This window comes from Acinetobacter sp. UBA991, from assembly GCF_002292065.1.
In the GTDB taxonomy this organism is placed as follows: Bacteria; Pseudomonadota; Gammaproteobacteria; order Pseudomonadales; family Moraxellaceae; genus Acinetobacter; species Acinetobacter higginsii.
In genome coordinates, this window is the sequence record NZ_DBBF01000041.1 from 133,117 (window position 1) to 157,347 (window position 24,231).

Genomic DNA, 24,231 nt, shown 5'->3' on the forward strand with positions numbered 1-24,231 from the left:
AATCATGAGTATTTTAGTTATCGCTGATCACAACAACCAGACACTTAACGGTGCAACTTTAAACGTTGTTGCGGCAGCTCAAAAAATCGGTGGTGATATTACTGTATTAGTTGCTGGTTCTGGCGCTCAAGCAGTTGCTGACGCTGCTGCTAAAGTTGCTGGTGTGAGCAAAGTATTACTTGCTGACAATGCTGCTTATGCAAACCAATTGGCTGAAAACGTTGCTGGCTTAGTTGCTGACATCGCGAAAGGTGGATACAAATACGTATTAGCTGCTTCTACAACGACGGGTAAGAACATTCTTCCACGCGTTGCTGCACTTCTTGACGTCAGCATGATTTCAGACATCATTGCTGTTGAATCTGCAAATACTTTCAAACGCCCAATCTATGCGGGTAACGCGATTGCAACTGTTCAATCTGACGAAGCAATCATCGTTGGTACAGTTCGTGGTACAGCATTTGATGCAGTTGCTGCTGAAGGTGGTTCTGCTGCGGTTGAAGCTGTTGCAGAGGCGAAAGACGCTGGTATTTCTACCTTTGTAAACGAAGAAATCGTGAAACTTGATCGTCCAGAGTTAACTGCTGCACGTATCGTTGTTTCTGGTGGTCGTGGTGTAGGTTCTGGTGAGAACTATCACAAAGTACTTGACCCATTAGCAGACAAGCTTGGTGCTGCTCAAGGTGCTTCACGTGCTGCGGTAGATGCTGGCTTCGTACCAAACGATTTCCAAGTGGGTCAAACTGGTAAAATCGTTGCTCCAGATCTTTATATGGCGATCGGTATCTCTGGTGCGATTCAGCACTTGGCAGGTATGAAAGATTCTAAAGTTATTGTTGCAATCAACAAAGACGAAGAAGCGCCAATCAACAGTGTTGCTGACTACTGGTTAGTGGGCGATTTGAACACTGTGGTACCTGAATTGGTAAGCAAGCTGTAATTTTATAGCCTGATACTTATTCAAACAAACGCCCTTGTGCTATACATTGCTCAAGGGCGTTTTTATTTTTCATGATTATGAATATTAATTCTTCGGCTTCAATACAAGCTGATCATTTACATCGTTCACTGGTTCAACTAGCACACGCAGATATGGCGAGGGATTATTTGTGTATTCGGGCCAAGAACCAGCATGGACTGTCGAATATTAAAGTGAATCAGCTGCACATGGGGATTATTCTGCATGGGCAACAACGCTTGAATACTTATAATAAACAAATAGAGCTCAACGCAGGCGATCTTTTTATTATTAAGCCCGATACAGTAGCAGGGTGAATATCCCAGATTCAGAGACAGGCGAATATTTGACGATTCTGGTGCCAATGTGTGAAGAGGTGATTCACGCTGCACAGATGATTTGGGCCAAGCCGATTACGGATAAAACAGAATCTATCTTAAGATTTTCAATCACGGATTTTGCGGAGTCTCTGCTTGAGTGGCAAACGGCTTTGTTTCAACACGATTTGGTTAAGGCACGCTTATCTATTGCCGCGATACTGGTACAGTTATGCCAACAGCATTGTGCAGATGTACTTATTCTCCCTCAACCGAAACTGGCAACGCAAATTTACCAATGGGTTATAGAGAACCCTCAGCATCAATGGCAATCCAGTGAAATTGAAATGCGTTTAGGTTTAAGTAGCGCTACACTGCGTCGTAAACTGAGCCATGAGCAGACTTCTTTGAGAGAAATCATTACTCAGGCACGGCTTGCTTATGCATTGGAGTTGTTGTACTCAAATAAGTTGCCTATGAAAACGATTGCAGCAAAATCTGGTTATCAATCTACTGCAACATTTCGTGAACGGTTTATGCAGCGTTATGAAGTAGATCCCGCTGTTTTATCTTTGTAATAATCTAAATTGAGCGATTCACGTAGATGATTGAGCGATTTTTATCACTAAAAATAGTTAGATTTAAATTAATCAAATATCAAGGTGATGAGTGTGAAATTATTAAAGCATATCCTAATAGCGTTACTCTTTAGTACCAGCACGACATATGCTGAATCTAAACCACAGGTACAACAGGTTGATGGGTATTTTTTACAGCCTGTCGGTAATCTAAAAGTTACGGCTTTGTTTGATGGAGAGTTGGGATTACCACGCAGTGATTTGTTGGGTATTTCAACAGAGAAAGCCAATCAGCTATTCAAAGAGAATTTTGTACCTGTCGATGAACATAATCATATTGTGACCGATTTTTCTGCTTATCTCGTACAAACACCAACACAAAATATCTTAATTGATGCGGGCACGGCAAAATGTTTTGGCCCGAGCTTGGGCTATGTCCCTGAAAATTTAAAAAAGGCGGGACTACAACCTGAGCAAATTGATACCATTCTAATTACCCACGCCCATCCTGATCATCTTTGTGGAATTACGCTAGATGGAACAATGGCTTATCCAAATGCCAAAGTTTATCTGGCCAAAGAGGATGTGGACTATTGGACATCGGCTGAGAACGAAGCAAAAGCCTCTGATTTCTTTAAACCATTATTTAAAATGACATGTGATGCATTAAAACCTTATCAGCAGGCTGGACAGTTGATTGCTTTCACCAAAGATTCGTTTAAGGTTCCGAATGTTGAATTAATTACGACACATGGTCATACCGAAGGCCATTCATCTTATTTGGTCGATGGTCAGAATGGACAAAAGTTTCTGGGTTTGGGTGATGTGGTGCATTACGCTGCTGTGCAATTTCCTTATCCTGAAGCCAGTTATAAACCTGATACTAATTCTCAACATGCAATTGCGGTTCGTAAAAATATTTTCGAGCAAGCTTATCAAAATCAATGGTGGATTGGTGCTGCACATGTTGCTTTCCCTGGGATTGGTCATATCGGAAAAAATAGTAAGGGTTACCAGTGGATTCCTACACAATATCGTCCAGACAAATGAATGTTAGATTCTAATGGGGAAGAAGAAGGGAGTCTTGTTCTGTCTTTATTCTTTGCTGATAGTGTCGAGCATCACCGTTTCGTTCATACATGGTTATTCGCTGATGTAATAAGTCTGGATATTGTAGAAGAGTTATATGAAACGCCTTTTATTTTAGCCCTATTCTTTATGGCCTTTTATTTTATGCAACATGATCAAGTCGAAGTGACCGAGTCAGAAACGCTTCCAATTGAAGCTAAGTCAGGTTCTTATTCTTGAGTGATTTAATGTGGCTCAGCTCAATTTTTGAGCTTGGGCCTAATTGAAATTAGTCCATTAAATTCGTTGTTTTTATCTCATCGTTTGACGATCTTTTGCCCAAAATGGGTAAGAATCTATTTTTATCTGTCGTTCTTGCATTTGATAATTTTAAGTTGTTAATTTATATATACTTTTTATTGTAAAAAAATGCTATTTTTAGATGCGTAAACTCACAGTTAGTGAGTGCTTTGTGCTATAATTTTTCGCTGTATTTTTTATTTTTAGTTCAAGCCCTTGAGCTAAAATTTTGCAAGATTGAAGACATAAAAACAGGTACAACTCTCTACCTGTAAACAAGGAGTATGCATGAGCGTATCGGAAATCAGACCGATTGCCATTGAGGACGAACTCAAGCATTCATATCTAGATTACGCGATGAGCGTAATCGTATCTCGTGCATTGCCAGATGTTAGAGACGGTCTAAAACCTGTTCATCGTCGTGTATTATATGCGATGCACGAATTGGGCAATGATTATAACAAAGCGTACAAAAAGTCTGCTCGTGTTGTCGGTGACGTGATCGGTAAATATCACCCTCATGGTGACAGTGCAGTATACGAAACAATTGTTCGTATGGCGCAGGACTTCAGCTTGCGTTACATGTTAGTTGATGGTCAGGGTAACTTCGGTTCAGTCGATGGGGATAGCGCAGCAGCAATGCGTTATACCGAAGTTCGTATGCAAAAATTAACCCATGAAATCTTGGCTGATCTAGAAAAAGATACGGTTGATTGGGAAGATAACTACGACGGTTCTGAGCGTATTCCTCAGGTGATGCCAACGCGTATTCCAAATCTTTTGATTAATGGTACGACAGGTATTGCGGTAGGTATGGCGACCAATATGGCGCCACACAACATGACTGAAGTAGTCAATGCATGTTTGGCCTATGCCAATAACCCGAATATTTCGATTGAAGGTTTGATGGAGCACATTACGGGCCCAGATTTCCCTACAGGCGGTATTATTTACGGTAAATCAGGCATTGTAGATGCTTACCGTACGGGTAAAGGTCGTTTGCATATTCGTGGTAAGTATCACTTCGAAGAAGACCAGAAAACTGGTCGTACCACGATCGTCTTTACTGAAATTCCATATCAAGTCAACAAAGCAAAAACCATTGAGCGTATTGCTGAGTTAGTCAAAGAAAAGAAACTTGAAGGTATTTCTGAGCTACGTGACGAGTCTGATAAAGACGGTATGCGTATAGCGATTGACTTGAAGCGTGGTGAAAACGCTGAAGTAGCGGTAAATAATTTATTCTTGCATACGCAATTGCAAAACTCGTTCAGCATCAACATGGTCTGCCTAGACAATGGTCAGCCAAAGTTGATGAACCTGAAAGATATTATTGCGGCATTTATTCGTCACCGCCAAGAAGTGGTGACGCGCCGTACCATGTACGAATTGCGTAAAGCGCGTGAACGTGGTCATATCTTAGAAGGTTTAACGGTTGCATTAGCCAATATTGATGCCATTATTGAAACTATCAAAACTTCTGCCAACCCAGCTGAAGCGCGTGAGCGATTACAAGCAGGTGAGTGGTCAGGCGGTGGTGTGGTTGCATTGCTTGAAAAAGCAGGTGCGATTTCTGTTCGTCCAGATGAGATCGAAGGCGAAGACCCAGCGCGTCCATTTGGTTTGTCTGGTGATGTCTATCGTTTGTCACCTACACAAGTAGGCGCGATCTTAGAGTTGCGTCTACACCGTTTAACGGGCTTAGAACAAGACAAGTTACACGCAGAATATACTGAAATCTTAGGTCAAATTGCTGAATTAACGGCAATTCTGAATGACTTTAACTTGTTGATGAATGTGATTCGTGAAGAACTTGCGTTGATCTTGCAGCAATATGGTGATGGTCGTCGTACCGAAATTGTAGAGTCTGGTGTTGATTTCTGCCGTGAAGACTTGATTCCTGAAGAGCAAGTTGTATTGACTGTGTCTCAAACAGGTTATGCAAAAACTCAACCACTTTCTGATTATCAAGCGCAACGTCGTGGTGGTCGCGGTAAGTCTGCAACAGCAATGAAAGATGATGACATCATCCAGCATTTAATTGTTGCCTCGAACCATGCAACAGTACTGTGCTTTACCAATGTAGGTAAAGTCTATCGTTTACGCGTATTTGAAGTACCTCAGGCGTCTCGTGGTGCAAAAGGTCGTCCAATTATTAATTTGCTTCCATTGGATGCGAATGAAACTGTGACCGCAATTTTACCTTTGACTGAATTCCCTCAGAATCACTATGTCTTCATGGCAACTGCATCAGGTACAGTCAAACGTGTTGAACTTGAACAATTTAGCAATGTTCGTTCAAATGGTTTACGAGCAATTGAGTTAAATGAAGAAGATACCTTGATTGGCGTTGCGATTACCGATGGTAATCAGCAGATCATGTTGTTCTCGAATGAAGGTAAGGCAATTCGTTTTGCTGAAACTGATGTTCGTGCCATGGGGCGTACTGCCAAAGGTGTCCGTGGTATGCGTGTGAGCTTTGCAAGCAATACCATCGGAACAGAAGATACCGACATTGAAAATGATGACAGCGATGATAATGATGATTCATCAGATTCGAATGTTGTTAGCCGTATTGTTTCCTTGGTTGTTGTACCTGAAACTGGCGAAGTGCTGTGTGCATGCGCGAACGGTTATGGTAAGCGTACACCTGTCGATGACTTCCCAACCAAGAAACGTGGTGGTAAGGGTGTAATTGCGATCAAGACCAGTGAACGTAACGGTGAGCTTATTGGTGCGGTATCGATTGATGAAGCCAAAGAATTGATGTTGATTTCTGATGGCGGTACATTGGTACGTACCCGTGCTGCGGAAGTTGCAACTACAGGCCGTAATGCACAAGGCGTTCGTTTGATTCGTTTAAGTGATACTGAGACATTGGTTGGTGTTGTATCTATTGAAGCTGTAGAAGATGATGAAGAGTTATTAGATTCGACAGAAGAACTAGAAAACACTGAGGCAGAAGTAATCACTTCTGAAGAAGTCGTTGTTGAACCGAAAGATGATACGCCAGAAGCGTAAGCAATAATTTTTAAAAAAACCCAAAGTTATCTTTGGGTTTTTTTATGTTTATTACGAAATTGACTTTGTTTTTTGTATATTTGTCAATCTAATATTCTCAATTTGAATGTATAAGATATATTGATAAAAATAAAAGGGAATATAAAGTGCAAAAAAACTATGCACCAATCTATCCCCATGATCCGATTGTTGAAATTTTTGAAAATATTTACTTACTAAGAGGCAGTATTCAGCTTGGATTTGGTCTCTCCATGAATCGTAATATGATTATTATCAAATAAAACAATGAACTGACTCTAATTAATGCAGTTCGGATGTCTGAAGTAGAATTAGAAAAATTGGAAGCTTTAGGGGCGGTTAAACATGTCATTCGCTTAGGTGACTTTCATGGCTTAGATGATCAGTTTTATATTGATCGCTATCAGGTAACATTTTGGAGTCAATCACACCATGAGAACTACCCAGATTTATTTCCGACAAAGGCCATTCAATCAGATGCCATTCCACCAATTAAAAATGCTGATTTTTTTATTTTTGAACAGGCAACTTGCCCTGAAGCTATTTTATATATAGAGGATAAAAAGCTGTTAATCACGACAGATAGTATTCAATACTGGAGTGATTGGAAATATTTTAGTTTTCTAAGCAAAATTATTATTTACCTCATGGGATTCCGATTGGGCTTATTTATTGGTGGGCCTTGGTTGAAAAGAGTTACACCAAAATCTGCTAGCTTAAAAAATGATTTTGATCGACTACTACAATTGGATTTTCAGCATTTAGTTGCAACACATGGCACAGTTTTAGAAAACTCAGCTAAAGAAAAGTTAGTAAACATCGTCAAAAAGCAATTTGGCAATCGATGATAAAAAGGAAGCTTATCAGCTTCCTTTTTTATTAATTTTGATTGATTAGAAATACATCATAGTTGCGGTAATGTAGAACTTTGACGTTTGGATGATCTGGTTTGTAACCTCCAGGGTTACTCACAACAACTACGGGCTGGTTCTGTTTTAACATGTCTTGGAGCTGCTGCTTATTCCATAAATATTGTTTACGCTCAGGTTCAAATAGTAAGCCATCTTTAAGTTCTAAAGATGAGTTATCTGTTTTCACACTATCCCAATCATTGACAATATAAACTGGTTTTTTTAAGTCTAATAAAAAAGGCAGGTCGTAGAAGTAATTGTAATAAAAGACCACATCTGATTTGGGATTCATCGATTTTGCAAAATCGACTTGGTCAGCATTGTTCTTGGTATCGAGAGCGCGTACTGCTGCTGAAATAGAGGTACAAAACAGGATTAAGCTTAAGAAAATTGCGGTTAAATAATCTATTTTCTTCAGTTTAAATAACAGCATTAAGCTGAAAGGGACAATGCATAGAATTGCACCAATGCTATAGATTTGAATAGTATGACTGGCATAAAAAGCATGATTATTCTTTATGAAATGTGGCGCTAAAATGATCCCAAGCCCTAAAATAAAGATAAAGGTAGCAGGACCCCAGATTTGAAGTTTGCTTTTAGCAAAATTATCTAGTATAGGGCGTACTGTGACAGCTAGTAAAATGGCTAAAGGTGGTACAGCTGGGAGAATATAACCAGCTAATTTTGAAGGGGGGATGGAAAAGAAAATACTCACCGATATAAACCACCAAAGGCAGAGGGCGAGCAAAGAAGAAGAAAGTGATGTTTGAAAAATACGTTTTGAGAATCTAAAACGACTCACAAAGAACCACGGCAAAAAGCTCACAAACAGAATGAGATAATAAAAAAACCAAGGTTGTTTATTATTAAATTCATTCGAACTAAAACGACTAAATTGTTGATCAATGAAAAAATAATGCAAAAACTGTGGATATTTTAATTGAACCAGATAAACCCAAGGGGCTGTTAAGGCGAGGAAAAAGAGAATCCCGAAAGGGTTGAGCAGGGTTGGAATTTTTTTCGATTGTCGCGTGTAAAGTAGCCAAGGCAATAGTACCAGTCCTGGGATCAAGACACCGATGAGTCCTTTGCTGAGGAAGCCTGCTGCCGCTGCGAAATAGCCTAAAAATAGAACGGTTTTTTTGCCTGAAAGGCTAAAGTCAACAAAACTCAGAATACAAACGGTCATCCATGAAGCGACTAATAGATCATGGTTGATATATTCACTACTGCCATAGAACAATAAGCTGGTTGCCAGAATAATGATGGTCAGTTGTGCTATTTGTTCTGAAACGTACTTTTTTAAAAAAATAAAAAGACTGATCAGCATCATACAGCCAGCTAAGGTGGGAATAAGCCGTAGTACCCAAGCGTGAAGGCCAAATATCTCCATAAATGCTGTAGAGAGCCAATGCAATAAAGGTGGCTTGTGCATAAAAGGTAAGCCATTAATCCGTGGAATCAGCCAGTCTCCTGATTCAAGCATGGCGCGACTAATATCCCCATATCGTCCTTCATCAGGCACAGAAAGTGGACGAATCCATGAGCTAATCAATAACCAAACGGGTAAAAAGACAAGTAAAAATTTAGACGATCGCAGCCATTGTTGCATATATCGAATCCCTATTATTGAAATGCAAAATAACGGTTGAGTAAAAAAGTAAAAATTGAGGTAATGCCAATACTAAAAATAACCAGCATGGAAATCGGGATATCAAGGTAATGGTGACTGACTAATAAAACAGATTCATTCAACATGAACCCCAGCCCAGCCACGACGATAAACTTCTTCAGTGTTTCTCTGTGCTGCAGATGTGTGGCTTGAAAAGTAAAAATACGATGACCAAAGTAACTGACCCAGAAAGCCATGAGAAAGGCGAGGAGGTTTGCATATTTTAGTGAGACTTGGTATTGAGGTTGAATCAGCAATATCACAAGAAAGTAGTGTGTAAGTGCTGCAATTAAGCCAACAATACCAAAACGAAAAAACTGTAGGACATGAGTTTGCATTAGAGAGAAACTACATTGTTTTGCTTGTCATGAACCAATGGTTTAGCGTGGTTATGTGAATACTCAGCAGCAACAATATATTTTGGTCGGTTTTTAACTTCCGCATAAATACGCCCAATATATTCACCTAAAATCCCAATACAGAGCAGTTGGATACCACCTAAGAGCGTCATTCCAGCGGCTAACGTGGCCCAACCAGGGATACGGATACCTTCAATCATCGTTTCAATAATGATCCAGATACCGTAACTCATTGCAAAGAGTGCAAGCAGTGCACCGAGATAAATACATAAGCGTAGTGGTAAATCGGAAAAGCCTGTCAACCCTGACATTGCCAGTTGAAACAGGGCCTTAAAATTAAAACTGGATTGGCCAAATTGACGCTGTTGTTCAGTAAAGTGAATCCCAATACTCTTAAAACCAACCCATGCATATAGCCCTTTCATATAACGATTCTTTTCAGGAAGTTTTCTTACTGCCTCAACGACTTTTGCATCTAATAGGCGAAAATCACCCGCATTTTCAGGGATGTCGACCGAAGAACTTAAATTCAAAATGTGGTAATAGCCTTGGGTAAAGATTTTTTTGAGCCATGATTCTGTGCTTCGATCCCGAATGCCATACACCATGTCATAGCCATCTTTCCAGAGTTGAATCATAGTCGGAATTGCATTTAGCGGATGCTGAAAATCGGCATCGATCAATAAGGTCGCATCGCCTGTAACGTAGTCCAGACCTGCACTTAAGGCTGCTTCTTTGCCAAAATTCCGTGATAGAGTAAGGATGCGCAATGGATAGTCATCGAGCATTTGCTGTAAGACCGCGATACTATTATCTTTACTCCCATCGTCAATAATGATGATTTCATAGCGTAAATTTTGTTGTTCTAACTGCTGCGCCAAAGCTGGGATAAACTTTTTAAGGTTTTCTGCTTCGTTGTAGGCAGGGACTACGCAAGAAAGAAATGGACTGTTTATCATAATAATGTATCCATTGAGGTCAGCGAAATTTGATAGATTTGACAATCATCACGAAATTGAGATGAGCTGAGGTATTGGAATTCTCGAACGCGTGCTTGAGCAATGGGATCCTGCTGGTCAACTGCTTGAGTGGCTGGATGACACATGATTAATAAATTATCTTGCGCGCGCATTAACCACTGTTGATTAAGTTGAGCGTAGTTTTTCTGCTCAAAATCATATATGCCTGCAAAATATTGATTTTGATGGATGTTTTTTTGCCTGCATTGACTTGCTAAGGTTGCTGCACCCAGTGCAGAAAGCAAACGTGTTTTGATGGTGTAATTGGAAATAGTCAGTGGATGTTGTAGGTTTCTGACCCACCCTTGAAAATTCTGCTGTTGCAAGAAGTCCATCAACACATCTCGAATAACCGGAAATTGGTGGATATGCTGATGACCATCAATAAAATCGGGTTGTTTTCCCATTTCAGAAAGAAAACTATTCCATTGTTGTTCAAGACTTTGCTGAATAATTTTAGTATCTAAATGACGTGTCCATGCTTTCAACATCAGCATGGGAAGGGGAAAGGCGATGGTCTGTGGTTGAAAGGCGTGAGTAAAATTAAGGTGTAAACCGACTTCAACATGAGTCGTTAATGTTTTGAGTTGTTGTGCTGCAATTGGCCAATGCTCGGATTGGGTCATACATGAAGTTGCATGTAAGACGCCTTTTTTAATCAGCAATAGAATGGCCTCTGAAATTTCAGGGTTCATTGCAAAATCATCAGCGCAATAGCAGATTTTAGCCATATCCATGCCTCAATTCAGATGGATTAAAAGGTAAGACTAAATTCGGCTTACCTTTTAATGTCTACGATTGAAGCAATATGCCAAGAGATCCTTAATATCAACTTAAAGTGAAAAGCACTATTTTTTAACTAGACGATAATAAGAAATTGCCAATAATATTGCAGCGACTGTCGTAAGATAAATCAGTTTTGGCACCACGATTGAGGTGGGCACACCCATCTGATTGAGTTGTACAAAGAGTTGAACCCCATGGGTTGAAGGCAGTGTCCATGCAAAGTATTGCATCCAATGTGGCATGGCTTCATGTGGCCATGCGGTACCTGTCAGCAAAAACAAGGGTACAGAAGTCACAACAATTAAATGACCAACCCGTTCTGGCATATCAACCAGTGAACCGACCAACATACCCAAACCAATCACACAGCTGACATAGATCGGCACGGCAAGCAGCATGCCCCAGAAATTGCCACCATGTGGATATTCATATAACCAGAAGGTAAAGCCAAATAAATACAGGCAGCCTAAACAACCTGTGGTAAAGATCGCTGCAAAAGTGGCCCAGAACTCTACAGGTTTCGCCACCCAGCCTTGTTCACGGTAACTGGCAATCAGCATCGCCAGACCAAGTAGAATAGTCTGATGAATAATTAAACTGGCCACAGCAGGGAAGATATAACTGCCATAACCCGACATGGTATTAAACAAAGGAATCTGATGGATGGAGAGTTCTGGTTCAAACGCAGAGGCACTGCCAAACTTTTCGAGATGCTCTTTCAGGGTATATTCTATCGAGCCAGCTAAACCGACACCTACTTCTTTGGTTCGAATGAAATAAGCCGTGCTCAAGTACAGGCCAATACCGCCCATTTCACCGCGTTTTAAGCTATTGGTCAGGTTTTCTGGTAATAACAAAATACCTTCAGCTTGCTGGTTTTTCACCATGCGCTGTGCTTCAAGAAAGTTATCTGTCACGGTGATGATTTTGATGTGAGGACTATTAGACGCTTGGCTAATGATTTTTGAGGTCAAAATGCTCTGTTCTTCATCCACAATCACAATTGGAATATCTTCAGCGGTTTGTGCTTTATAGGCAGTTGGATAGAAAAAACTATAGAGCAGGATTGCGGCAATGAGCGTGGTAAACACCGAGCTATTGGCAAAAATGTTTTTGAAGGTCTGTAGGTAATAATTGAAAAATGCTTTCATGAGCATAGCTCCTGAGTATTTTTCTTTAACAGACGCACGCTTAGTGCAAAGAATAACCCTGCAAAGATCAACAATATCCCAAATGGAACCAATGAAACATACAGATCACTGCCAATAATCCATTGTTCGGTCTGCAATTTAGCGTAAGGCGTGTAAGGAATAATCATCGACCAAAATTGAGTAAATGCGGGTGCATTATTTAAGGGCAGGGTAATCCCTGAAAAGCTTGGCGATGATCCACCGTAGAGTGCGATAAAACCAAAGGTTTTAGGTAAATTCTGTGTTGCCAAAACCACAGTACTGCTAATCACGGCATAAGCAAAATACAGCAAAAACTGTGCAACAAGGATCAGTGTAAGTGAACCTGCGATAAAGTAACCACGAATATGTGCGAGCCAGAACATCCAGCACCAAGTCCAGGCGCAGAAGATAAAGACATAGAGCAGGATTTTACCTAGTAGACTTGAGATAATTTGTTTTGAGTTCACCCATTCACCGACAGTCTTGCGTTTAAATTCCTGCCCGATAGCAAAAGCCACGCAACAGCATAGTAATAAATGTAAGACTGCTGGCACCATAAAAGGTTCCAGAAACAGTTCATAACTCATGCTTGGGTTATATAGAGTTGAGATCTTGATATGCGGTGTTGGCATGTCTAAATAGGGAATAGTATTGGCTAAATAGCTTTGCCCCATATAATCTGCCATCCCATTCAAGGTGCTGATCAACATGGCTGAAGAAATGGTATTACCGATACTAAAAAAAGACTGGTTATAGGCGATACTGATCTGCGCATCTTGGGCTTTGACCAGACGTTGCTCAGCCCCCTCAGGGATCATCACGAATCCCCAAGCTTCGGTTTTATTGATCAGTCGTTCGGCTTCATCTTGGCTAGCGGTAATCGTTTTAACTTTCAAGGTATGATTGATGCTAAGTGCATGAATCACTTTACGACTCATTTCACTTTGATCTTGATCAATCACCACAATGGGTAAATGTTCGGCTTTACCCGCGGAAAACATGCTGCCAAATAATAGAATCACCAGCAAAGGGGCAATCACCGCCATAAACAAATCAACTTTATGGCGTTTTAAATAGCGCAATTCCCGCAGCATCACTGCAAACATCGCTTATTTTGCCTCTTCAATTTTAAACAACACGCTCATACCGACTTTTAAATCTGGAATATTTTGCTCAGGGACTAAATGAAACTTAAAACTGCGAATATCATAACCGCCTGTTTGGCGTGTGGTTTTGATGGTCGCAAAGTCACCTTCTGCATCGATATTTTTGACTTTAAAAGTGGCTTTTTTGTTGAGGGCGGGTATAAAGCCTTCTAAAGTTTTGGTTTTATAGACTGAGCTATACATGTCTTCGCGGACATTTAAGCTGACCCACAAATCATGATCTTCGATAATACTGACCACAGGTACCGCAGTTGCCACCAATTCTGTTGGCTTACCATAAGTCTTAGACACAGTTCCATCTGTTGGTGAATACAGTTTGGTTTCTTCAGTCAGAGCATTGGCTTCTTTCACTGCCGCCTGTGCCATCGCAACTTGCGCATCGGCAGTTGATTTTTGCTGTTCAGTACTGCCACGTTTGGCTCGTGCATATTGTTGATAAGCTGCCTCGGCTGTTTCACGTGCAGAGGTTTGTGCTGCAAGCATTTCATCACGGCGTTGACGTGAAATTACACCTTGTTGAAATAAAGTTTCACCACGTTTGTAGGTTGTTGCTGCTAACTCCGCTTGAGTTTTCATTGCTTGCCAATTGGCATATAGCGTCTCGATATTCTCTTGCTGCGCACCACGATATACCGTTGAATGAAAAGCAGTCGCGCTTTGTAATGCCGCTTGAGCCTGTTCCTTTTTCGCTTCTAATTCTGGGCTGACAAAACGAACCAGTGCTTGACCTTTTTTAACAGCTTGACCTTCAGACACATAAAACTCTTCAATACGACTCGGGACTTTGGTGCTGATATGTACCGTTTCCGACTCAACCCGACCTTGCAATTCAATCGCTTGTGGCTGATATGCTTTCCATAAACCAAATGCAATCAGACCTAACAGCAGAATTAAAATAATTAAGCCGATGATTTTTGCCTTGCCTTTTTTGGCTGGCTCGGTGGGTGGTTGTTGTATATTTGAGTTTGAGGTCTCAGGTCTCGGCTGTTCTACTTTTTCTGTAGAGGTCACTTGTGCTTGAGATGGTTCAGACGCTTGAGTCTCAGTCTTATTTTCCACTTGATCTGTATCGCGTTCTGAATTGGATGATGATTGATTCTGGCTCATAAATTTCTCCAATTAACGGATATAGTCTGTACGTGGTTGATTAACATAAAGCTTGAACTCATCAATCGAACCATAGCTTTGTAATAAGGTGGCTAAAGATAAGATGTATTTATATGAATTTATCGCCATCTCACTTCTTAATGCACTGAAGGCATTTTGTGCATCAATCACTTGAGTCGCCGTGCCCATACCTTCTTTAAATGAAAGCTGTTGGATACGTAAGTTTTCTTGAGCAGCTTTGGTGTTTTGGGTTAATAGTTGATGGCTAGTCTGAGACGCGTTTAATTCGCTATACGATTTGTACAGCACGTTTTCGACTTCTTGCTTGGTGCGTTCGGTCATGAGCTCAGCAGCGTATTTTTTCAGTTCGGCAGCACGGATATTTTTATTGTTATCAATGCCCGAGAATAGATTGTATTTGGCCATCACACCGACAATCCAATTCTCTTTATTGTCCAACCCATATTCACCAAAGGCAAACAGGCTTGGTTTTTTCGCAGATTGTTGTACTTTGATATTTTCATTGGCAAGCTGGGTGTCCATTTGCAGCTTTTTAATCAAACTGGAGTTTTGATCGTAATTTGCCAGCAGTTTATCCAAAGAATGATTTTGTGCATTATTTACAAATAGTGGGGTGGTGAGGTTTAGGCCTTCTTTAGTCTGTAATAGATTTTTTAGGCTAAACTGGCTCGCTTGCAGATTCGACTGCGCATTTTGATAGGTGCGTTCGGCATTATTGCGCGCCACTTCAAATTGCATGCGCTGGCCTTTATTAATAAAACCTTGTTTCTCTAATTTAAGTGCATTGTTATAGTGTTCTTGCATGGCATTTAAATTAAACAGGCTAGCGTTGAGTAACTGTTGTTGTAATTGCACATTAAAATAGGATTGAATCATCTCAAAGCGTTGTGAATCTTGTTGTTGTTTTTCGCTGATATTTGAGCGTTGTGCTTGAATGGTGGCAATCTGTTTGGCACTGTTAATTTTACCGCCAGTATAGAGTGGCATCACCATTGAAATTGAAGTGCGTACATCATGGTCTTTGACTGTAACATCCAGATTATTGGGTACCTTATTTAAGCCTTCATTGACCGTCTGATCAAAACCTTGGCTGACTTGATCAATCACTTCTGGTGGAAGCACATTACCCCATTGTGATAATTTGTCGTCAAATCCACGAGTGAGTGAGTTTTCGAGTCGACGTTTACTCGATTCTAAGGGCACACTGGTTTCGCTATGAAATGAATAGGCGCGAGCATTTAAATCAATACGGGGTAGACCGAGGTGTTTGACAGCTTCCATTTCAAGTTGGGAGGCTTGTTGTAGGGCCTGCTGGGCTTGTGTTGAATAGGCATTTTCCACAACATATTGTTCAGCTTCGCTATAACTCAATGTTTGTGCAAATAGGGCCGTAGGCAATAGGGCACAGCTGATTAAGCCTATACTGAAGCTTAACATTTTAGGAAAGCGCTGGACCTTAAAACTCGGTCGATCATGTCGTTTCAACATTTGGTTATGTCGCAATTTAATAATATCCTGAGTAAGTCTAAATTCTTTTTATAAAATTAAAATAATATGTTTTTAATTAAATAGTTATATCGACACTTTTGGTGTAGTGAAATTGTAAAAAGTAGAGTTTTTAATCTAAATAAATCTCCGAAAAAACATGAAAATGTGCTGTTTAAATCCACTGTTGAGACTTGGCCTAAAATATCATTTATGACCGCAACAGGATTGAAAAATTAATATTATTTTCTCGGTTAAATTGAAATATTTAGGTGATAAGCTGCTGCAAGCTTCGCCAATCTATGGTTAAATTCCCATTCCAATTTGTTCCACTTTAACAAGGGAAAAACTCATGCGTGCTTATAATTTCTGCGCTGGTCCTGCTGCATTACCTACTGCCGTTTTAGAAAAAGCTCAACAAGAATTGTTGAATTGGCAGGGCAAAGGCCTGTCGATCATGGAAATGAGTCATCGTAGCAATGACTATGTTGCTGTGGCAGAGAAGGCTGAAGCTGATTTACGTAAGCTCATGAACATTCCTGAAAATTATAAAGTCTTGTTTTTACAAGGTGGTGCGTCGCTGCAGTTTTCAGCGATCCCACTGAATTTATTGGGTAAAAACAACAAGGCTGATTATATCCATACGGGTATTTGGTCTGAAAAAGCGCTCAAAGAAGCCAAGCGTTATGGCGATATTAATATCGTTGAAGCAGGGACTTTAATTGATGGTAAACATGCAATTACTGAACAAAGTACTTGGAACCTTTCAAATGATGCTGCTTATGTACATTATGCGGATAATGAGACTATTGGTGGTTTGCAATTCGCGGCTATTCCAGATGTAAACGCACCGTTGGTTTGTGATTATTCATCTAGCATTTTGTCTGCGCCATTGGATGTCAGCAAGTTTGGTCTGATCTATGCGGGTGCGCAAAAGAATATTGGTCCAGCAGGCTTAACTATCGTCATTATTCGTGATGACTTGTTAGATCAAGCAAAACCTGAGATTCCAAGCATCTTAAAATATGCCGATCAAGCCAAGAATGGTTCAATGGTGAATACTCCTGCGACTTATGCGTGGTATTTATCTGGTCTCGTGTTTGAGTGGTTGCTTGAGCAGGGTGGGGTAGATGCGATCTATAAAGTGAATCAGGAGAAAGCAAAACTGCTTTATGGTTATATTGATTCAAGCGATTTCTATAACAACCCAATCGCGATCGCAAATCGTTCAATGATGAACGTACCATTTACTTTAGCTGACGAAGCACTTGAAAAGACCTTCTTGCAAGAAGCTGAACAACATCACTTATTGAACTTGGCAGGCCACCGTTCAGTGGGTGGTATGCGTGCAAGTATTTACAATGCTGTACCTTTAGAAGGCGTCCAAGCATTGGTGAACTTTATGGATGAGTTTGCGAAACGTCATGGTTAAGCCATAAGGTGTTGCTAAAATAAAAGCCCTCAACATTGAGGGCTTTTATTTGCAAATAGGGTAGTGGTCAAAAAGTTTAAAAAAAGCCAATTCGATGAAACATGAGTGCTGCTAAAAACATACCAAGTAAAAAAAAGCAAAAAGCACCAACATCAAGTTTAAGACCTTGATCACTCGAATGAATCAGACTGGTGGTCGTTTGTTCTGGTATAATTTTCATTAGAACGCCTAAAATGCCATTTATGTGATTTTTTGTCACTTATGTGCAGTTTTAGCATAAATATTAGTATGAATAAAGATCAATTTAACTTTATTACATACCATTACACCGAAATCACATATTAGCCAATTTTATACTTGTTTAACCATTAATAACCATTTCATAATGCAACACTCTATTTCACGTCATTTGTGTACATAAGTGTGTACATACTGCCGTGTTTCGATTTTTTAATCGATTATGTGTACATATTATTTTTAGAGTTTGAAATGGCGTTATCTGAAGCTTGGCTTAAAGCAAATAATGGAAAAGAGCGAGAAGCCGTTGAAGTGGTTGCTGATCGTGACTCTATGAGCGTTAGAATATCACCGAAAGGAAAAATTGTCTTTCAGTTACGCTACAGATTTAATAATAAACAAGAGCGTGTTGATCTTGGTACATATCCCCATATGAGCCTTAAAGATGCTCGTTTAGAAGCAACTCGTTTGCGTGGACTACTAGACCAAAATAAAAATCCAAAATTAGAATTACTGGTCGAGAAAGAAAAAAATATTAATCCAATCACTTTAAATGAAGTCCATCAAATGTGGCATGACTCATATTGCTCTAAAAATAAAAAAGAGCATGAGCACATTAAAAGAATGTTTGAAAATCATTTATTGCCTAAACTTGGCTATCTTCCGATTGATCGAATAGATATAACTGACTGGTTAGAGGTTTTTGAAGAACTGGCAGGGCGAATACCTGGCACAGCTAAAAATCTATTATCTAACACAAAGCAGATGTTGAAATGGGCTGCAAAACGCAAATATGTTCAAACAAATGTGCTTGCAGATATTTACCCTAAAGCAGATTTAAATATTGTTTCCAAGCCAACTAAGCGCGTTTTATCAGATGAAGAAATTATAGTTTTTTATGAGTGCTTAAAATGGTCACGATTAACAGAGAAAAATAAAATATTTCTTGAGTTATGCTTAATCTATGCTTGCCGAAATGGTGAGCTTCGCAGAGCTGAAAAGAAGCATTTTGACTTTAAACGCAAAGTCTGGATAGTGCCACCAACAAACCATAAAACAGGCTACAAGAACGATAAGACACTGATTAGACCAATATTGCCATACATGGAAGTATTAATAAAAGAAGCAATGGAATTAAGCGGAGGTAAATATTTATTCAGTAACGGTAATGATGAATCTGAATATTTAACAGATGGCGCGTCTACCGCCTTGCCTAATAGCGTGATTGGCTGGGTCAAACGCTTTAAAAAAGAAACCATGGAGCACTGGTCGCTTCACGATCTACGCCGAACAGCACGAACTAACTTTAGTTCTTTCTCAAAACATCGGGATATTCACGAAATTATGCTTGGTCATGTGTTACCGAACAATCAAGAAGTGTATGACTTACATAGTTATGTTCTTGAGCAAACAGAAGTCTATGAGAAATGGATTGAGAAATTAGAAAGTTTAAAAGGGTAAAGCGGTCATGCGACCGCCTTCTTACCCAAACATTGTTTTTCCCAGTTAGATACATCTTTTGTTAAGTAACGCTTTGGCCCACCGCCAACAGATGGCAGTGCAGGGGCAGGGAAAGGCTTGCCCCACTGTGTTTTAACTTCCCAACGCCATAATGTAACTTTGGTTATTCCGAACATCTCACATACTTGGTCGGAAGTAATATATTTAGCCATTCACCCCTCCGAATCCGCTTTTGGTGGCTCAGGTAAAATCAACCAATGTGTTACATTCATATCAATATTTATGCATGCACCACCATCAAAATTACTGGCCTCTAACCCATCAACTTCCGCACTAAAATACCCTTCATCAATAAACATGGCAGCAGCAAAAGCATATATTTCACCATCAATAATTTCAGCAGCAACAACTTTTTGAAATTTTTTAGGTGTTACCTTTTCAATATCAATCCAATTACTCATTTCCGCCCCTTGCTGCTTCTACAGCCATCGCCCAAATTGATTTATTGTCTATATCAACAAGTTTTACAAAAGCATCATAATTTTCACCTTCAGATATATCGTTAAAGTAGTCTGTTGTTGCATCATTAAATGAATCAGGCATCTCAACTGGCACCACCACGCAGCCTTCAAGCTTTTTGGCTTCTATTTTTGCTCGGTCTATCCAACTAAACCATGAGTGACTTAGGTAGTGCGCATCATCTGTATCTTCATTGTGATTTGATTTACCCACATAATGTCCCTCTGGGTAATATTCATTCATTACAAAAATAACATTCTTAAATTCACCAGTTCTTGACGCTTCAAATGCCTCGCGTTCTTTTTCAATATTAAGCATCTTCATTCTCCAAAAACGTTGTGTCATTCCACCAATTCTTATTGTCTTGAAGATACTTGGCATGATCTTCTTGAGTGCCGTTCCATTCTTCTAAAGTGATTGCATCTGCAATAGACTGACCAACAGTAGGGAATACCTGCAAGGCTTCTTTCTTCAAACGATATACCAATTGTTTGCCAATCTTTTGACTGGGTACTGGATGCAAAAGTTCTGAATCAGGTTCTTCAGGAATGTTCACCGCCCATAGTTTTTCAATATTCATGCTGCCACCTCAAATTCTGCTGCCAAGTCATGCATTAATAAGTTGCCTGATCCAGATTCGTACCAGATGCCTAAAATGCCTTTATGTCTAAATCTTAAAATTTCGTTTTGTTCTGTTTTGCTATAAACATCAGCGCCAATATCAACTAACCAGTTTTTGAAATCCTCAAGCTTTGAAATGGGTAGGGCTTTGCGATTCTTATAACTACGAGTGCTGCCATAACGGCTTCTTAAAATCTGCCAGTCGTTCATGCTGCCACCTTTCCTTTGCTACGCTCAGCAAATAGCTGCTCGTAGTAGTTTTGACAGTGCGGAATCTTGTCTTTGATCTTCTGAATAACCGATTCATCACGTTCGATTGTCACAGTCGTTTTGCGCTCTCGAATATCAATTGCTTCGACAAGATGAACCAACTGATCTATGTCATCCCAATCTTTTAAAAGTTCAGGCGGGCAAGGGAATAACCAAAAATCAACATGCGCAACTTCGCAATCGTAAAGCCACATATACGCCTGCATCTGAACGTCATAGCCTGCCTTTTTGACTTTCTCCATTGCTTCATCTTGGAAAAATGGATGTGTACCGATATCCCAAGTGACTTTGGTGTCGATAATGAGTTTTCGCTCAAGATCAAGCACATCACACTCACCAGTGATTAGTTCATTTTCAACACGCCCAACGTGCTTTTGGTAATTGCGGAAACGCATCTTGCCCGACATTTCGATTGCTAAATCTTCTAGCAAGTTGCCTTTTTGCGTGTACTGGTTGCCAGTGAATGAGCGAAAGCCATATAGATCCTCTTTCACGATGTCACGGATAGCTGATTTTGCTGTGTCGCTGATGACAGCCGCTTTAGAGCGACCATCACCAATAAGTTTGTGTAAGGATGAGCAGCGGAATAGTTTCATTCTGACACCTCATTTACCTCTAAGCGGTATTTTTTACCCAGAGATTGAAACTCAAGAACAACACCCTTATGCAGCAGATATTGAGCCACCGCTGAAACTGCCGTGTCTGTAACATCCTCTTTTTCACCAATGAACATTTGATTCTTGGGGTTTACACGACCTGCATAAATTGTATTTGTTAGTATTGATGACATGATCTTGATTGGATTTTTAGCCATTATTGAGCCTCCACTGCTACACGCTGAGCATCTGTCAAGCTGTAACCATCCAAGATGTAAGCTTTGTCGATTGCACCTGCATTGAGTTGTTCTAATGCTGCATTAAACTCATCGTCATTCAGTGTTGGTTTTGGTGCTTCCAAGTCTGCAATTGATTCTTGGTGGTCGATGTAGTCAAACTCGTCCTTATCCACATCACGAATGATTGCCTGATCTGCCATTTGGGCTTTTTGCATATCAATCGAAAGTGGTGCTTGCTTCGATAAAAGCAGCTTCAACACGGTTTTAAGCGCCATTGCTTCAAACTGATCTTTCCACACGCCATAACCTTTTTTGGCTGTTTGGCTGTACTTATTGGCATGTTTCATTACTTCCTCTTTACTCATGTAAAGTTCAGCAGTAAAGCCATTAATCAGCTTGAAAAACGCCACATATCCAATCGGATCGCCACTTGGCTTGACCGACCAATCAAACTCATAACCAAGCAGCGGGTTTTCGCTAATCAACTGCCCATCGTAAACAGGTGTTGCAGCAATGCGGCTGAACTGACCAGAGCGTTGTGCCAACTGAATGTAGCCTTTGTAACCGAGTTGAAATTGAGCTTCAATCTTGTTTTCCTTGTTGTTTTTAAAAGGAACAATGTAGGCAAAACCAAGATTGTTATTGATTGGCAAGTTCAATGTTGCAGCCATACATGCAGCACTAAAAATAGTTTGTGGGTCGGCATTTACCAGCATCGAGTTACTGTTCACGATCTGCAATACAGATGTTGCAAAAGCAGGAGCATTCTTGCCAACAAGTTCTTTTAACTTTTCCTGAACCATTGGCTTTGCGAAAAAGTCTTTAGCGTTGTGTTTTACTGGTGCATTCATTTTTTTAATCCTCAGTATTTGATTGAAACGTTTGGAATTTGGTTTCGAGCAATCGCTGTGATGATTGCCTTGATTTGATATTCTTCAAGACCAACACATAGATCGATCAAAGCTTTCGATGCTGCTTGATTGATAGAGCGCATATGTTCAACATTAGCCAAACGAGCTTCTTCTGCTTTACGTTCAGCTTCTTCTTTAGCTGCTTGTTCACGTTCAATGCGTTGACGCTCCATAACAGCAGCTTGTTGTGCACGTAATTCAGCTTCTTCTTTTTCAGCAATTAAGCGTGCTTCACGTTCAGCAGCTTCACGTTGTTGACGTTCTGCCAATTCAGCTTGTTCTTTTTGCTCACGTTCAAAACGTTGCTTTTCAGCCAAAGCCTTAGCTTCTGCTTCAAGACGCTCTTTATCAGCAGCTTCTTTAGCAATGCGTTCTTCATGCTCACGTTGTAAACGCTCTTGTTCAGCCTTTCGTAAGCGCTCTAATTCAGCCTGTTCAGCTTCGTATTTCTCACGTGCAGAAAGGGCAGTGCGTAACTTTTCTAGAGTCTCAAGCTTTGCAATTTTTGCTTCTTGTTCAAACTCTTCGAAAGATGGATCAATCTGAACATTTTCCAAATCACGAATAGCTACTTTAATGTTTTCACTTGCCCACTCTTCAGGATATTTTTGAAGAAGATCAGCAGCCATTTTGATGCCAATAATAGAGTCCTGATGCTTCTTCACACGATCCTCTTCTGCCTTTTCCCATGCATCACGCGGTGCCAAAATCTCATCACGCAATAAATCAAATTTTTTCACAATCGAAATGCGGTCATCATCAATCAGTTTGATTTGAGCTTTTTGCTCAGCAACTAATTCTTTACCGCATTTCTCGATCAGAGTTTTTGATTTACTCACCTTCATAGCAAGAGAACCAATAGCGTCACGACCTTTCTTAGTTGTCACATCTGGAACATGTGATCGAACTTCATGAGCAATACGCTCAAACAATTCATCCGTTCCACCAACTTTAGAAAAAGCAGCAACAATCACGTTTTGTTCTAATACTTGTAATTCATTAACTTGTACGTTCATATTAATCGCCTTTATATTTAGCTTTGGTATAAATAGGTGAGTCCTTCAAAACTCGCTCTATAACTTCAATTTGTTTAGGTGCTACTGGACCACACTTATAGTTAGGCTCCTGTTCACCAATAGGTGTGCAATGGTGGATTGTTAAAGGACATTTGCGCCAAGACTTTCCTAATTCGCACCAGTAAAAAACCTGATTTCTTGCAACTTTCAGTATCCAATCTGAACCACCAAATGTGCTGTAGTGTGTAGCTTCTTCTTTCTCGCCAATTGAATAACCGAATTGCTCAAGAAAGCTTTGCGGGAATATTGATCCCATAAAAACCTCACTCTACGGAGCAACTCCATACGTTCTGAGCCCAGCCGCAACAACATATCCACGAATATCCCATGTTGTTTTGAAATGGCAATTTACGTTGAACTAAACGTCCACAACTTTTACAAGTCGTGTAATCAACACTAAAAATTGGCTGTTTCGACTTAATCATGTTTGCCACCAACTCGAGTCGTCATCTCTACGACTTCACCTTTTTCTAATTGTTGGATAAGGGCTTGGGTTTCTAACTCTTCTTTAGCCTGGTAATACGCTGCAATGTGAAGAACCAAACCAATAAATGAAATGCACATCACCAATACAGCAAGCAATGCAAAAGACTGGATAGCCACAGTTTTGATCGTGGTGAACTTCTTAGTGTTCTGGCGTTTGATTAAACGTGCAATGAACTGGTTGTGAGTTAGAGTGTTGTTATCCATGATCAAGCCTCCACTTCAACGAATTCGCAATTCTCGTCCAATTGATACCAGGTATTAGCTTTAATACCGTTCTCACCAACCTTAGAAGCGCGGATATGGATAATTTCATCTTGCATGTTGCGATATGTCAGAACGATAGCGCCTGTTTCACATGCCATAGCTTTGTTATTCCAGCCAAGTCCGCATGCTACCGAGTATTCACCAGTAGCTGACGCTGCACC

General features: G+C 40.1%; 26 protein-coding genes and 3 pseudogenes. 8 read left to right on the plus strand and 21 right to left on the minus strand.

Going from position 1 to position 24,231, the window contains the following annotated elements:
• The first annotated feature begins 4 nt into the window (after nt 1–4).
• The 6 genes and pseudogenes from B2727_RS17160 (at nt 5) to B2727_RS17185 (ending at nt 7,108) form a co-directional block, all read left to right on the plus strand.
• Nucleotides 5–940: an FAD-binding protein gene (locus B2727_RS17160; RefSeq protein WP_004771288.1), complete on the plus strand. Its 936-nt coding sequence runs from the start codon at nt 5–7 to the stop codon at nt 938–940.
• A gap of 77 nt (nt 941–1,017) precedes the next feature.
• Nucleotides 1,018–1,853, plus strand: a pseudogene (locus tag B2727_RS17165) (helix-turn-helix domain-containing protein).
• 87 nt (nt 1,854–1,940) lie between these two features.
• Nucleotides 1,941–2,903 (plus strand): MBL fold metallo-hydrolase, encoded by a 963-nt coding sequence (locus B2727_RS17170; RefSeq protein WP_081406976.1) that lies wholly within the window; start codon nt 1,941–1,943, stop codon nt 2,901–2,903.
• 36 nt (nt 2,904–2,939) lie between these two features.
• Nucleotides 2,940–3,161, plus strand: a pseudogene (locus B2727_RS17175) (hypothetical protein); the annotation flags it as partial.
• A gap of 348 nt (nt 3,162–3,509) precedes the next feature.
• Nucleotides 3,510–6,242, plus strand: coding sequence for a DNA gyrase subunit A (gene gyrA / locus B2727_RS17180; protein ID WP_033134661.1), 2,733 nt, complete (start codon nt 3,510–3,512; stop codon nt 6,240–6,242).
• Nucleotides 6,243–6,556: 314 nt separating this feature from the next.
• A complete protein-coding gene (locus tag B2727_RS17185; RefSeq protein ID WP_241345284.1) occupies nt 6,557–7,108 on the plus strand; it encodes a hypothetical protein in 552 nt (183 codons plus the stop codon).
• Nucleotides 7,109–7,139: 31 nt separating this feature from the next.
• On the opposite strand, the gene B2727_RS17190 is transcribed toward B2727_RS17185, so the two are convergent.
• From B2727_RS17190 to B2727_RS17225, 8 genes are all read right to left on the minus strand, one after another.
• Entirely contained in the window at nt 7,140–8,783 is a 1,644-nt protein-coding gene (locus B2727_RS17190; protein WP_033134660.1) for a glycosyltransferase family 39 protein, read from the minus strand.
• 14 nt (nt 8,784–8,797) lie between these two features.
• The gene (locus B2727_RS17195; protein ID WP_005205032.1) at nt 8,798–9,181 is read right to left on the minus strand and encodes a GtrA family protein; all 384 of its coding nucleotides are present in this window, start codon (nt 9,179–9,181) and stop codon (nt 8,798–8,800) included.
• Nucleotides 9,181–10,161, minus strand: a complete 981-nt coding sequence (locus tag B2727_RS17200; protein ID WP_033134659.1) for a glycosyltransferase family 2 protein — start codon at nt 10,159–10,161, stop codon at nt 9,181–9,183. The genes B2727_RS17195 and B2727_RS17200 overlap by 1 nt, the downstream gene beginning before the upstream one ends.
• The gene (locus B2727_RS17205; protein ID WP_033134658.1) at nt 10,158–10,952 is read right to left on the minus strand and encodes a ChbG/HpnK family deacetylase; all 795 of its coding nucleotides are present in this window, start codon (nt 10,950–10,952) and stop codon (nt 10,158–10,160) included. Before B2727_RS17205 ends, B2727_RS17200 begins: the two co-directional genes overlap by 4 nt.
• A 117-nt stretch (nt 10,953–11,069) precedes the next feature.
• Nucleotides 11,070–12,158: an ABC transporter permease gene (locus B2727_RS17210; protein WP_033134657.1), complete on the minus strand. Its 1,089-nt coding sequence runs from the start codon at nt 12,156–12,158 to the stop codon at nt 11,070–11,072.
• Complete coding sequence (locus B2727_RS17215; protein WP_033134656.1) at nt 12,155–13,285, minus strand: ABC transporter permease; 1,131 nt, start codon at nt 13,283–13,285, stop codon at nt 12,155–12,157. The genes B2727_RS17210 and B2727_RS17215 overlap by 4 nt, the downstream gene beginning before the upstream one ends.
• A gap of 3 nt (nt 13,286–13,288) precedes the next feature.
• Nucleotides 13,289–14,452, minus strand: a complete 1,164-nt coding sequence (locus B2727_RS17220; protein ID WP_033134655.1) for an HlyD family secretion protein — start codon at nt 14,450–14,452, stop codon at nt 13,289–13,291.
• A gap of 12 nt (nt 14,453–14,464) precedes the next feature.
• Nucleotides 14,465–15,961, minus strand: coding sequence for a TolC family protein (locus B2727_RS17225; RefSeq protein WP_033134654.1), 1,497 nt, complete (start codon nt 15,959–15,961; stop codon nt 14,465–14,467).
• Nucleotides 15,962–16,310: 349 nt separating this feature from the next.
• Here B2727_RS17225 and serC point away from each other — a divergent pair, with 349 nt between their 5' ends.
• A complete protein-coding gene (gene serC / locus B2727_RS17230; protein WP_033134653.1) occupies nt 16,311–17,390 on the plus strand; it encodes a 3-phosphoserine/phosphohydroxythreonine transaminase in 1,080 nt (359 codons plus the stop codon).
• Between the two features lie 76 nt (nt 17,391–17,466).
• Here serC and B2727_RS17235 read toward each other — a convergent pair whose 3' ends face one another.
• Nucleotides 17,467–17,610: a hypothetical protein gene (locus B2727_RS17235; RefSeq protein WP_004654651.1), complete on the minus strand. Its 144-nt coding sequence runs from the start codon at nt 17,608–17,610 to the stop codon at nt 17,467–17,469.
• A 269-nt stretch (nt 17,611–17,879) separates the two neighbouring features.
• Between B2727_RS17235 and B2727_RS17240 the strand changes: the two genes are divergently transcribed.
• Nucleotides 17,880–19,088, plus strand: coding sequence for a tyrosine-type recombinase/integrase (locus tag B2727_RS17240; RefSeq protein ID WP_291349789.1), 1,209 nt, complete (start codon nt 17,880–17,882; stop codon nt 19,086–19,088).
• A gap of 5 nt (nt 19,089–19,093) precedes the next feature.
• On the opposite strand, the gene B2727_RS17245 is transcribed toward B2727_RS17240, so the two are convergent.
• The 12 genes and pseudogenes from B2727_RS17245 to B2727_RS17300 all read right to left on the minus strand — a co-directional run.
• A complete protein-coding gene (locus B2727_RS17245; RefSeq protein ID WP_409449602.1) occupies nt 19,094–19,264 on the minus strand; it encodes a hypothetical protein in 171 nt (56 codons plus the stop codon).
• A 36-nt stretch (nt 19,265–19,300) separates the two neighbouring features.
• Complete coding sequence (locus B2727_RS17250; protein ID WP_291349792.1) at nt 19,301–19,549, minus strand: DUF551 domain-containing protein; 249 nt, start codon at nt 19,547–19,549, stop codon at nt 19,301–19,303.
• Nucleotides 19,542–19,925, minus strand: a complete 384-nt coding sequence (locus B2727_RS17255; RefSeq protein ID WP_291349794.1) for a hypothetical protein — start codon at nt 19,923–19,925, stop codon at nt 19,542–19,544. The genes B2727_RS17250 and B2727_RS17255 overlap by 8 nt, the downstream gene beginning before the upstream one ends.
• Entirely contained in the window at nt 19,918–20,187 is a 270-nt protein-coding gene (locus tag B2727_RS17260) for a hypothetical protein (protein ID WP_291349796.1), read from the minus strand. Before B2727_RS17260 ends, B2727_RS17255 begins: the two co-directional genes overlap by 8 nt.
• Complete coding sequence (locus tag B2727_RS17265; protein WP_151775971.1) at nt 20,184–20,438, minus strand: hypothetical protein; 255 nt, start codon at nt 20,436–20,438, stop codon at nt 20,184–20,186. Before B2727_RS17265 ends, B2727_RS17260 begins: the two co-directional genes overlap by 4 nt.
• Nucleotides 20,435–21,094, minus strand: coding sequence for a hypothetical protein (locus tag B2727_RS17270; protein ID WP_291349799.1), 660 nt, complete (start codon nt 21,092–21,094; stop codon nt 20,435–20,437). Before B2727_RS17270 ends, B2727_RS17265 begins: the two co-directional genes overlap by 4 nt.
• Entirely contained in the window at nt 21,091–21,312 is a 222-nt protein-coding gene (locus B2727_RS17275) for a DUF7446 family protein (RefSeq protein WP_291349801.1), read from the minus strand. The genes B2727_RS17270 and B2727_RS17275 overlap by 4 nt, the downstream gene beginning before the upstream one ends.
• Nucleotides 21,312–22,184 (minus strand): recombinase RecT, encoded by an 873-nt coding sequence (locus B2727_RS17280; protein ID WP_241345290.1) that lies wholly within the window; start codon nt 22,182–22,184, stop codon nt 21,312–21,314. Before B2727_RS17280 ends, B2727_RS17275 begins: the two co-directional genes overlap by 1 nt.
• Before the next feature lie 11 nt (nt 22,185–22,195).
• Nucleotides 22,196–23,260 carry a hypothetical protein gene (locus tag B2727_RS17285; RefSeq protein WP_291349803.1) on the minus strand — a complete coding sequence of 355 codons (1,065 nt, stop codon included), beginning with the start codon at nt 23,258–23,260 and terminating at the stop codon, nt 22,196–22,198.
• 1 nt (nt 23,261) lies between these two features.
• Nucleotides 23,262–23,576, minus strand: coding sequence for a hypothetical protein (locus B2727_RS17290; RefSeq protein WP_291349805.1), 315 nt, complete (start codon nt 23,574–23,576; stop codon nt 23,262–23,264).
• Nucleotides 23,577–23,737: 161 nt separating this feature from the next.
• Nucleotides 23,738–24,010 carry a hypothetical protein gene (locus tag B2727_RS17295; protein ID WP_291349807.1) on the minus strand — a complete coding sequence of 91 codons (273 nt, stop codon included), beginning with the start codon at nt 24,008–24,010 and terminating at the stop codon, nt 23,738–23,740.
• A gap of 2 nt (nt 24,011–24,012) precedes the next feature.
• A pseudogene (locus tag B2727_RS17300) lies at nt 24,013–24,231 on the minus strand (hypothetical protein); the annotation flags it as partial.

Bases quoted from the DNA above. Each gene is read 5' to 3' on its own strand.
- B2727_RS17250 (WP_291349792.1), bottom strand. From the start codon at position 19,549: ATGAGTAATTGGATTGATATTGAAAAGGTAACACCTAAAAAATTTCAA.
- B2727_RS17270 (WP_291349799.1), bottom strand. From the start codon at position 21,094: ATGAAACTATTCCGCTGCTCATCCTTACACAAACTTATTGGTGATGGT.
- B2727_RS17210 (WP_033134657.1), bottom strand. From the start codon at position 12,158: ATGAAAGCATTTTTCAATTATTACCTACAGACCTTCAAAAACATTTTT.
- B2727_RS17290 (WP_291349805.1), bottom strand. From the start codon at position 23,576: ATGGGATCAATATTCCCGCAAAGCTTTCTTGAGCAATTCGGTTATTCA.
- B2727_RS17280 (WP_241345290.1), bottom strand. From the start codon at position 22,184: ATGAATGCACCAGTAAAACACAACGCTAAAGACTTTTTCGCAAAGCCA.
- B2727_RS17260 (WP_291349796.1), bottom strand. From the start codon at position 20,187: ATGAATATTGAAAAACTATGGGCGGTGAACATTCCTGAAGAACCTGAT.
- B2727_RS17190 (WP_033134660.1), bottom strand. From the start codon at position 8,783: ATGCAACAATGGCTGCGATCGTCTAAATTTTTACTTGTCTTTTTACCC.
- B2727_RS17215 (WP_033134656.1), bottom strand. From the start codon at position 13,285: ATGTTTGCAGTGATGCTGCGGGAATTGCGCTATTTAAAACGCCATAAA.
- serC (WP_033134653.1), top strand. From the start codon at position 16,311: ATGCGTGCTTATAATTTCTGCGCTGGTCCTGCTGCATTACCTACTGCC.
- B2727_RS17200 (WP_033134659.1), bottom strand. From the start codon at position 10,161: ATGATAAACAGTCCATTTCTTTCTTGCGTAGTCCCTGCCTACAACGAA.
- B2727_RS17205 (WP_033134658.1), bottom strand. From the start codon at position 10,952: ATGGCTAAAATCTGCTATTGCGCTGATGATTTTGCAATGAACCCTGAA.
- B2727_RS17225 (WP_033134654.1), bottom strand. From the start codon at position 15,961: ATGTTGAAACGACATGATCGACCGAGTTTTAAGGTCCAGCGCTTTCCT.
- B2727_RS17275 (WP_291349801.1), bottom strand. From the start codon at position 21,312: ATGGCTAAAAATCCAATCAAGATCATGTCATCAATACTAACAAATACA.
- B2727_RS17295 (WP_291349807.1), bottom strand. From the start codon at position 24,010: ATGGATAACAACACTCTAACTCACAACCAGTTCATTGCACGTTTAATC.
- B2727_RS17265 (WP_151775971.1), bottom strand. From the start codon at position 20,438: ATGAACGACTGGCAGATTTTAAGAAGCCGTTATGGCAGCACTCGTAGT.
- B2727_RS17255 (WP_291349794.1), bottom strand. From the start codon at position 19,925: ATGCTTAATATTGAAAAAGAACGCGAGGCATTTGAAGCGTCAAGAACT.
- gyrA (WP_033134661.1), top strand. From the start codon at position 3,510: ATGAGCGTATCGGAAATCAGACCGATTGCCATTGAGGACGAACTCAAG.
- B2727_RS17185 (WP_241345284.1), top strand. From the start codon at position 6,557: ATGTCTGAAGTAGAATTAGAAAAATTGGAAGCTTTAGGGGCGGTTAAA.
- B2727_RS17245 (WP_409449602.1), bottom strand. From the start codon at position 19,264: ATGTTCGGAATAACCAAAGTTACATTATGGCGTTGGGAAGTTAAAACA.
- B2727_RS17285 (WP_291349803.1), bottom strand. From the start codon at position 23,260: ATGAACGTACAAGTTAATGAATTACAAGTATTAGAACAAAACGTGATT.
- B2727_RS17240 (WP_291349789.1), top strand. From the start codon at position 17,880: ATGGCGTTATCTGAAGCTTGGCTTAAAGCAAATAATGGAAAAGAGCGA.
- B2727_RS17195 (WP_005205032.1), bottom strand. From the start codon at position 9,181: ATGCAAACTCATGTCCTACAGTTTTTTCGTTTTGGTATTGTTGGCTTA.
- B2727_RS17235 (WP_004654651.1), bottom strand. From the start codon at position 17,610: ATGAAAATTATACCAGAACAAACGACCACCAGTCTGATTCATTCGAGT.
- B2727_RS17170 (WP_081406976.1), top strand. From the start codon at position 1,941: ATGAGTGTGAAATTATTAAAGCATATCCTAATAGCGTTACTCTTTAGT.
- B2727_RS17220 (WP_033134655.1), bottom strand. From the start codon at position 14,452: ATGAGCCAGAATCAATCATCATCCAATTCAGAACGCGATACAGATCAA.
- B2727_RS17160 (WP_004771288.1), top strand. From the start codon at position 5: ATGAGTATTTTAGTTATCGCTGATCACAACAACCAGACACTTAACGGT.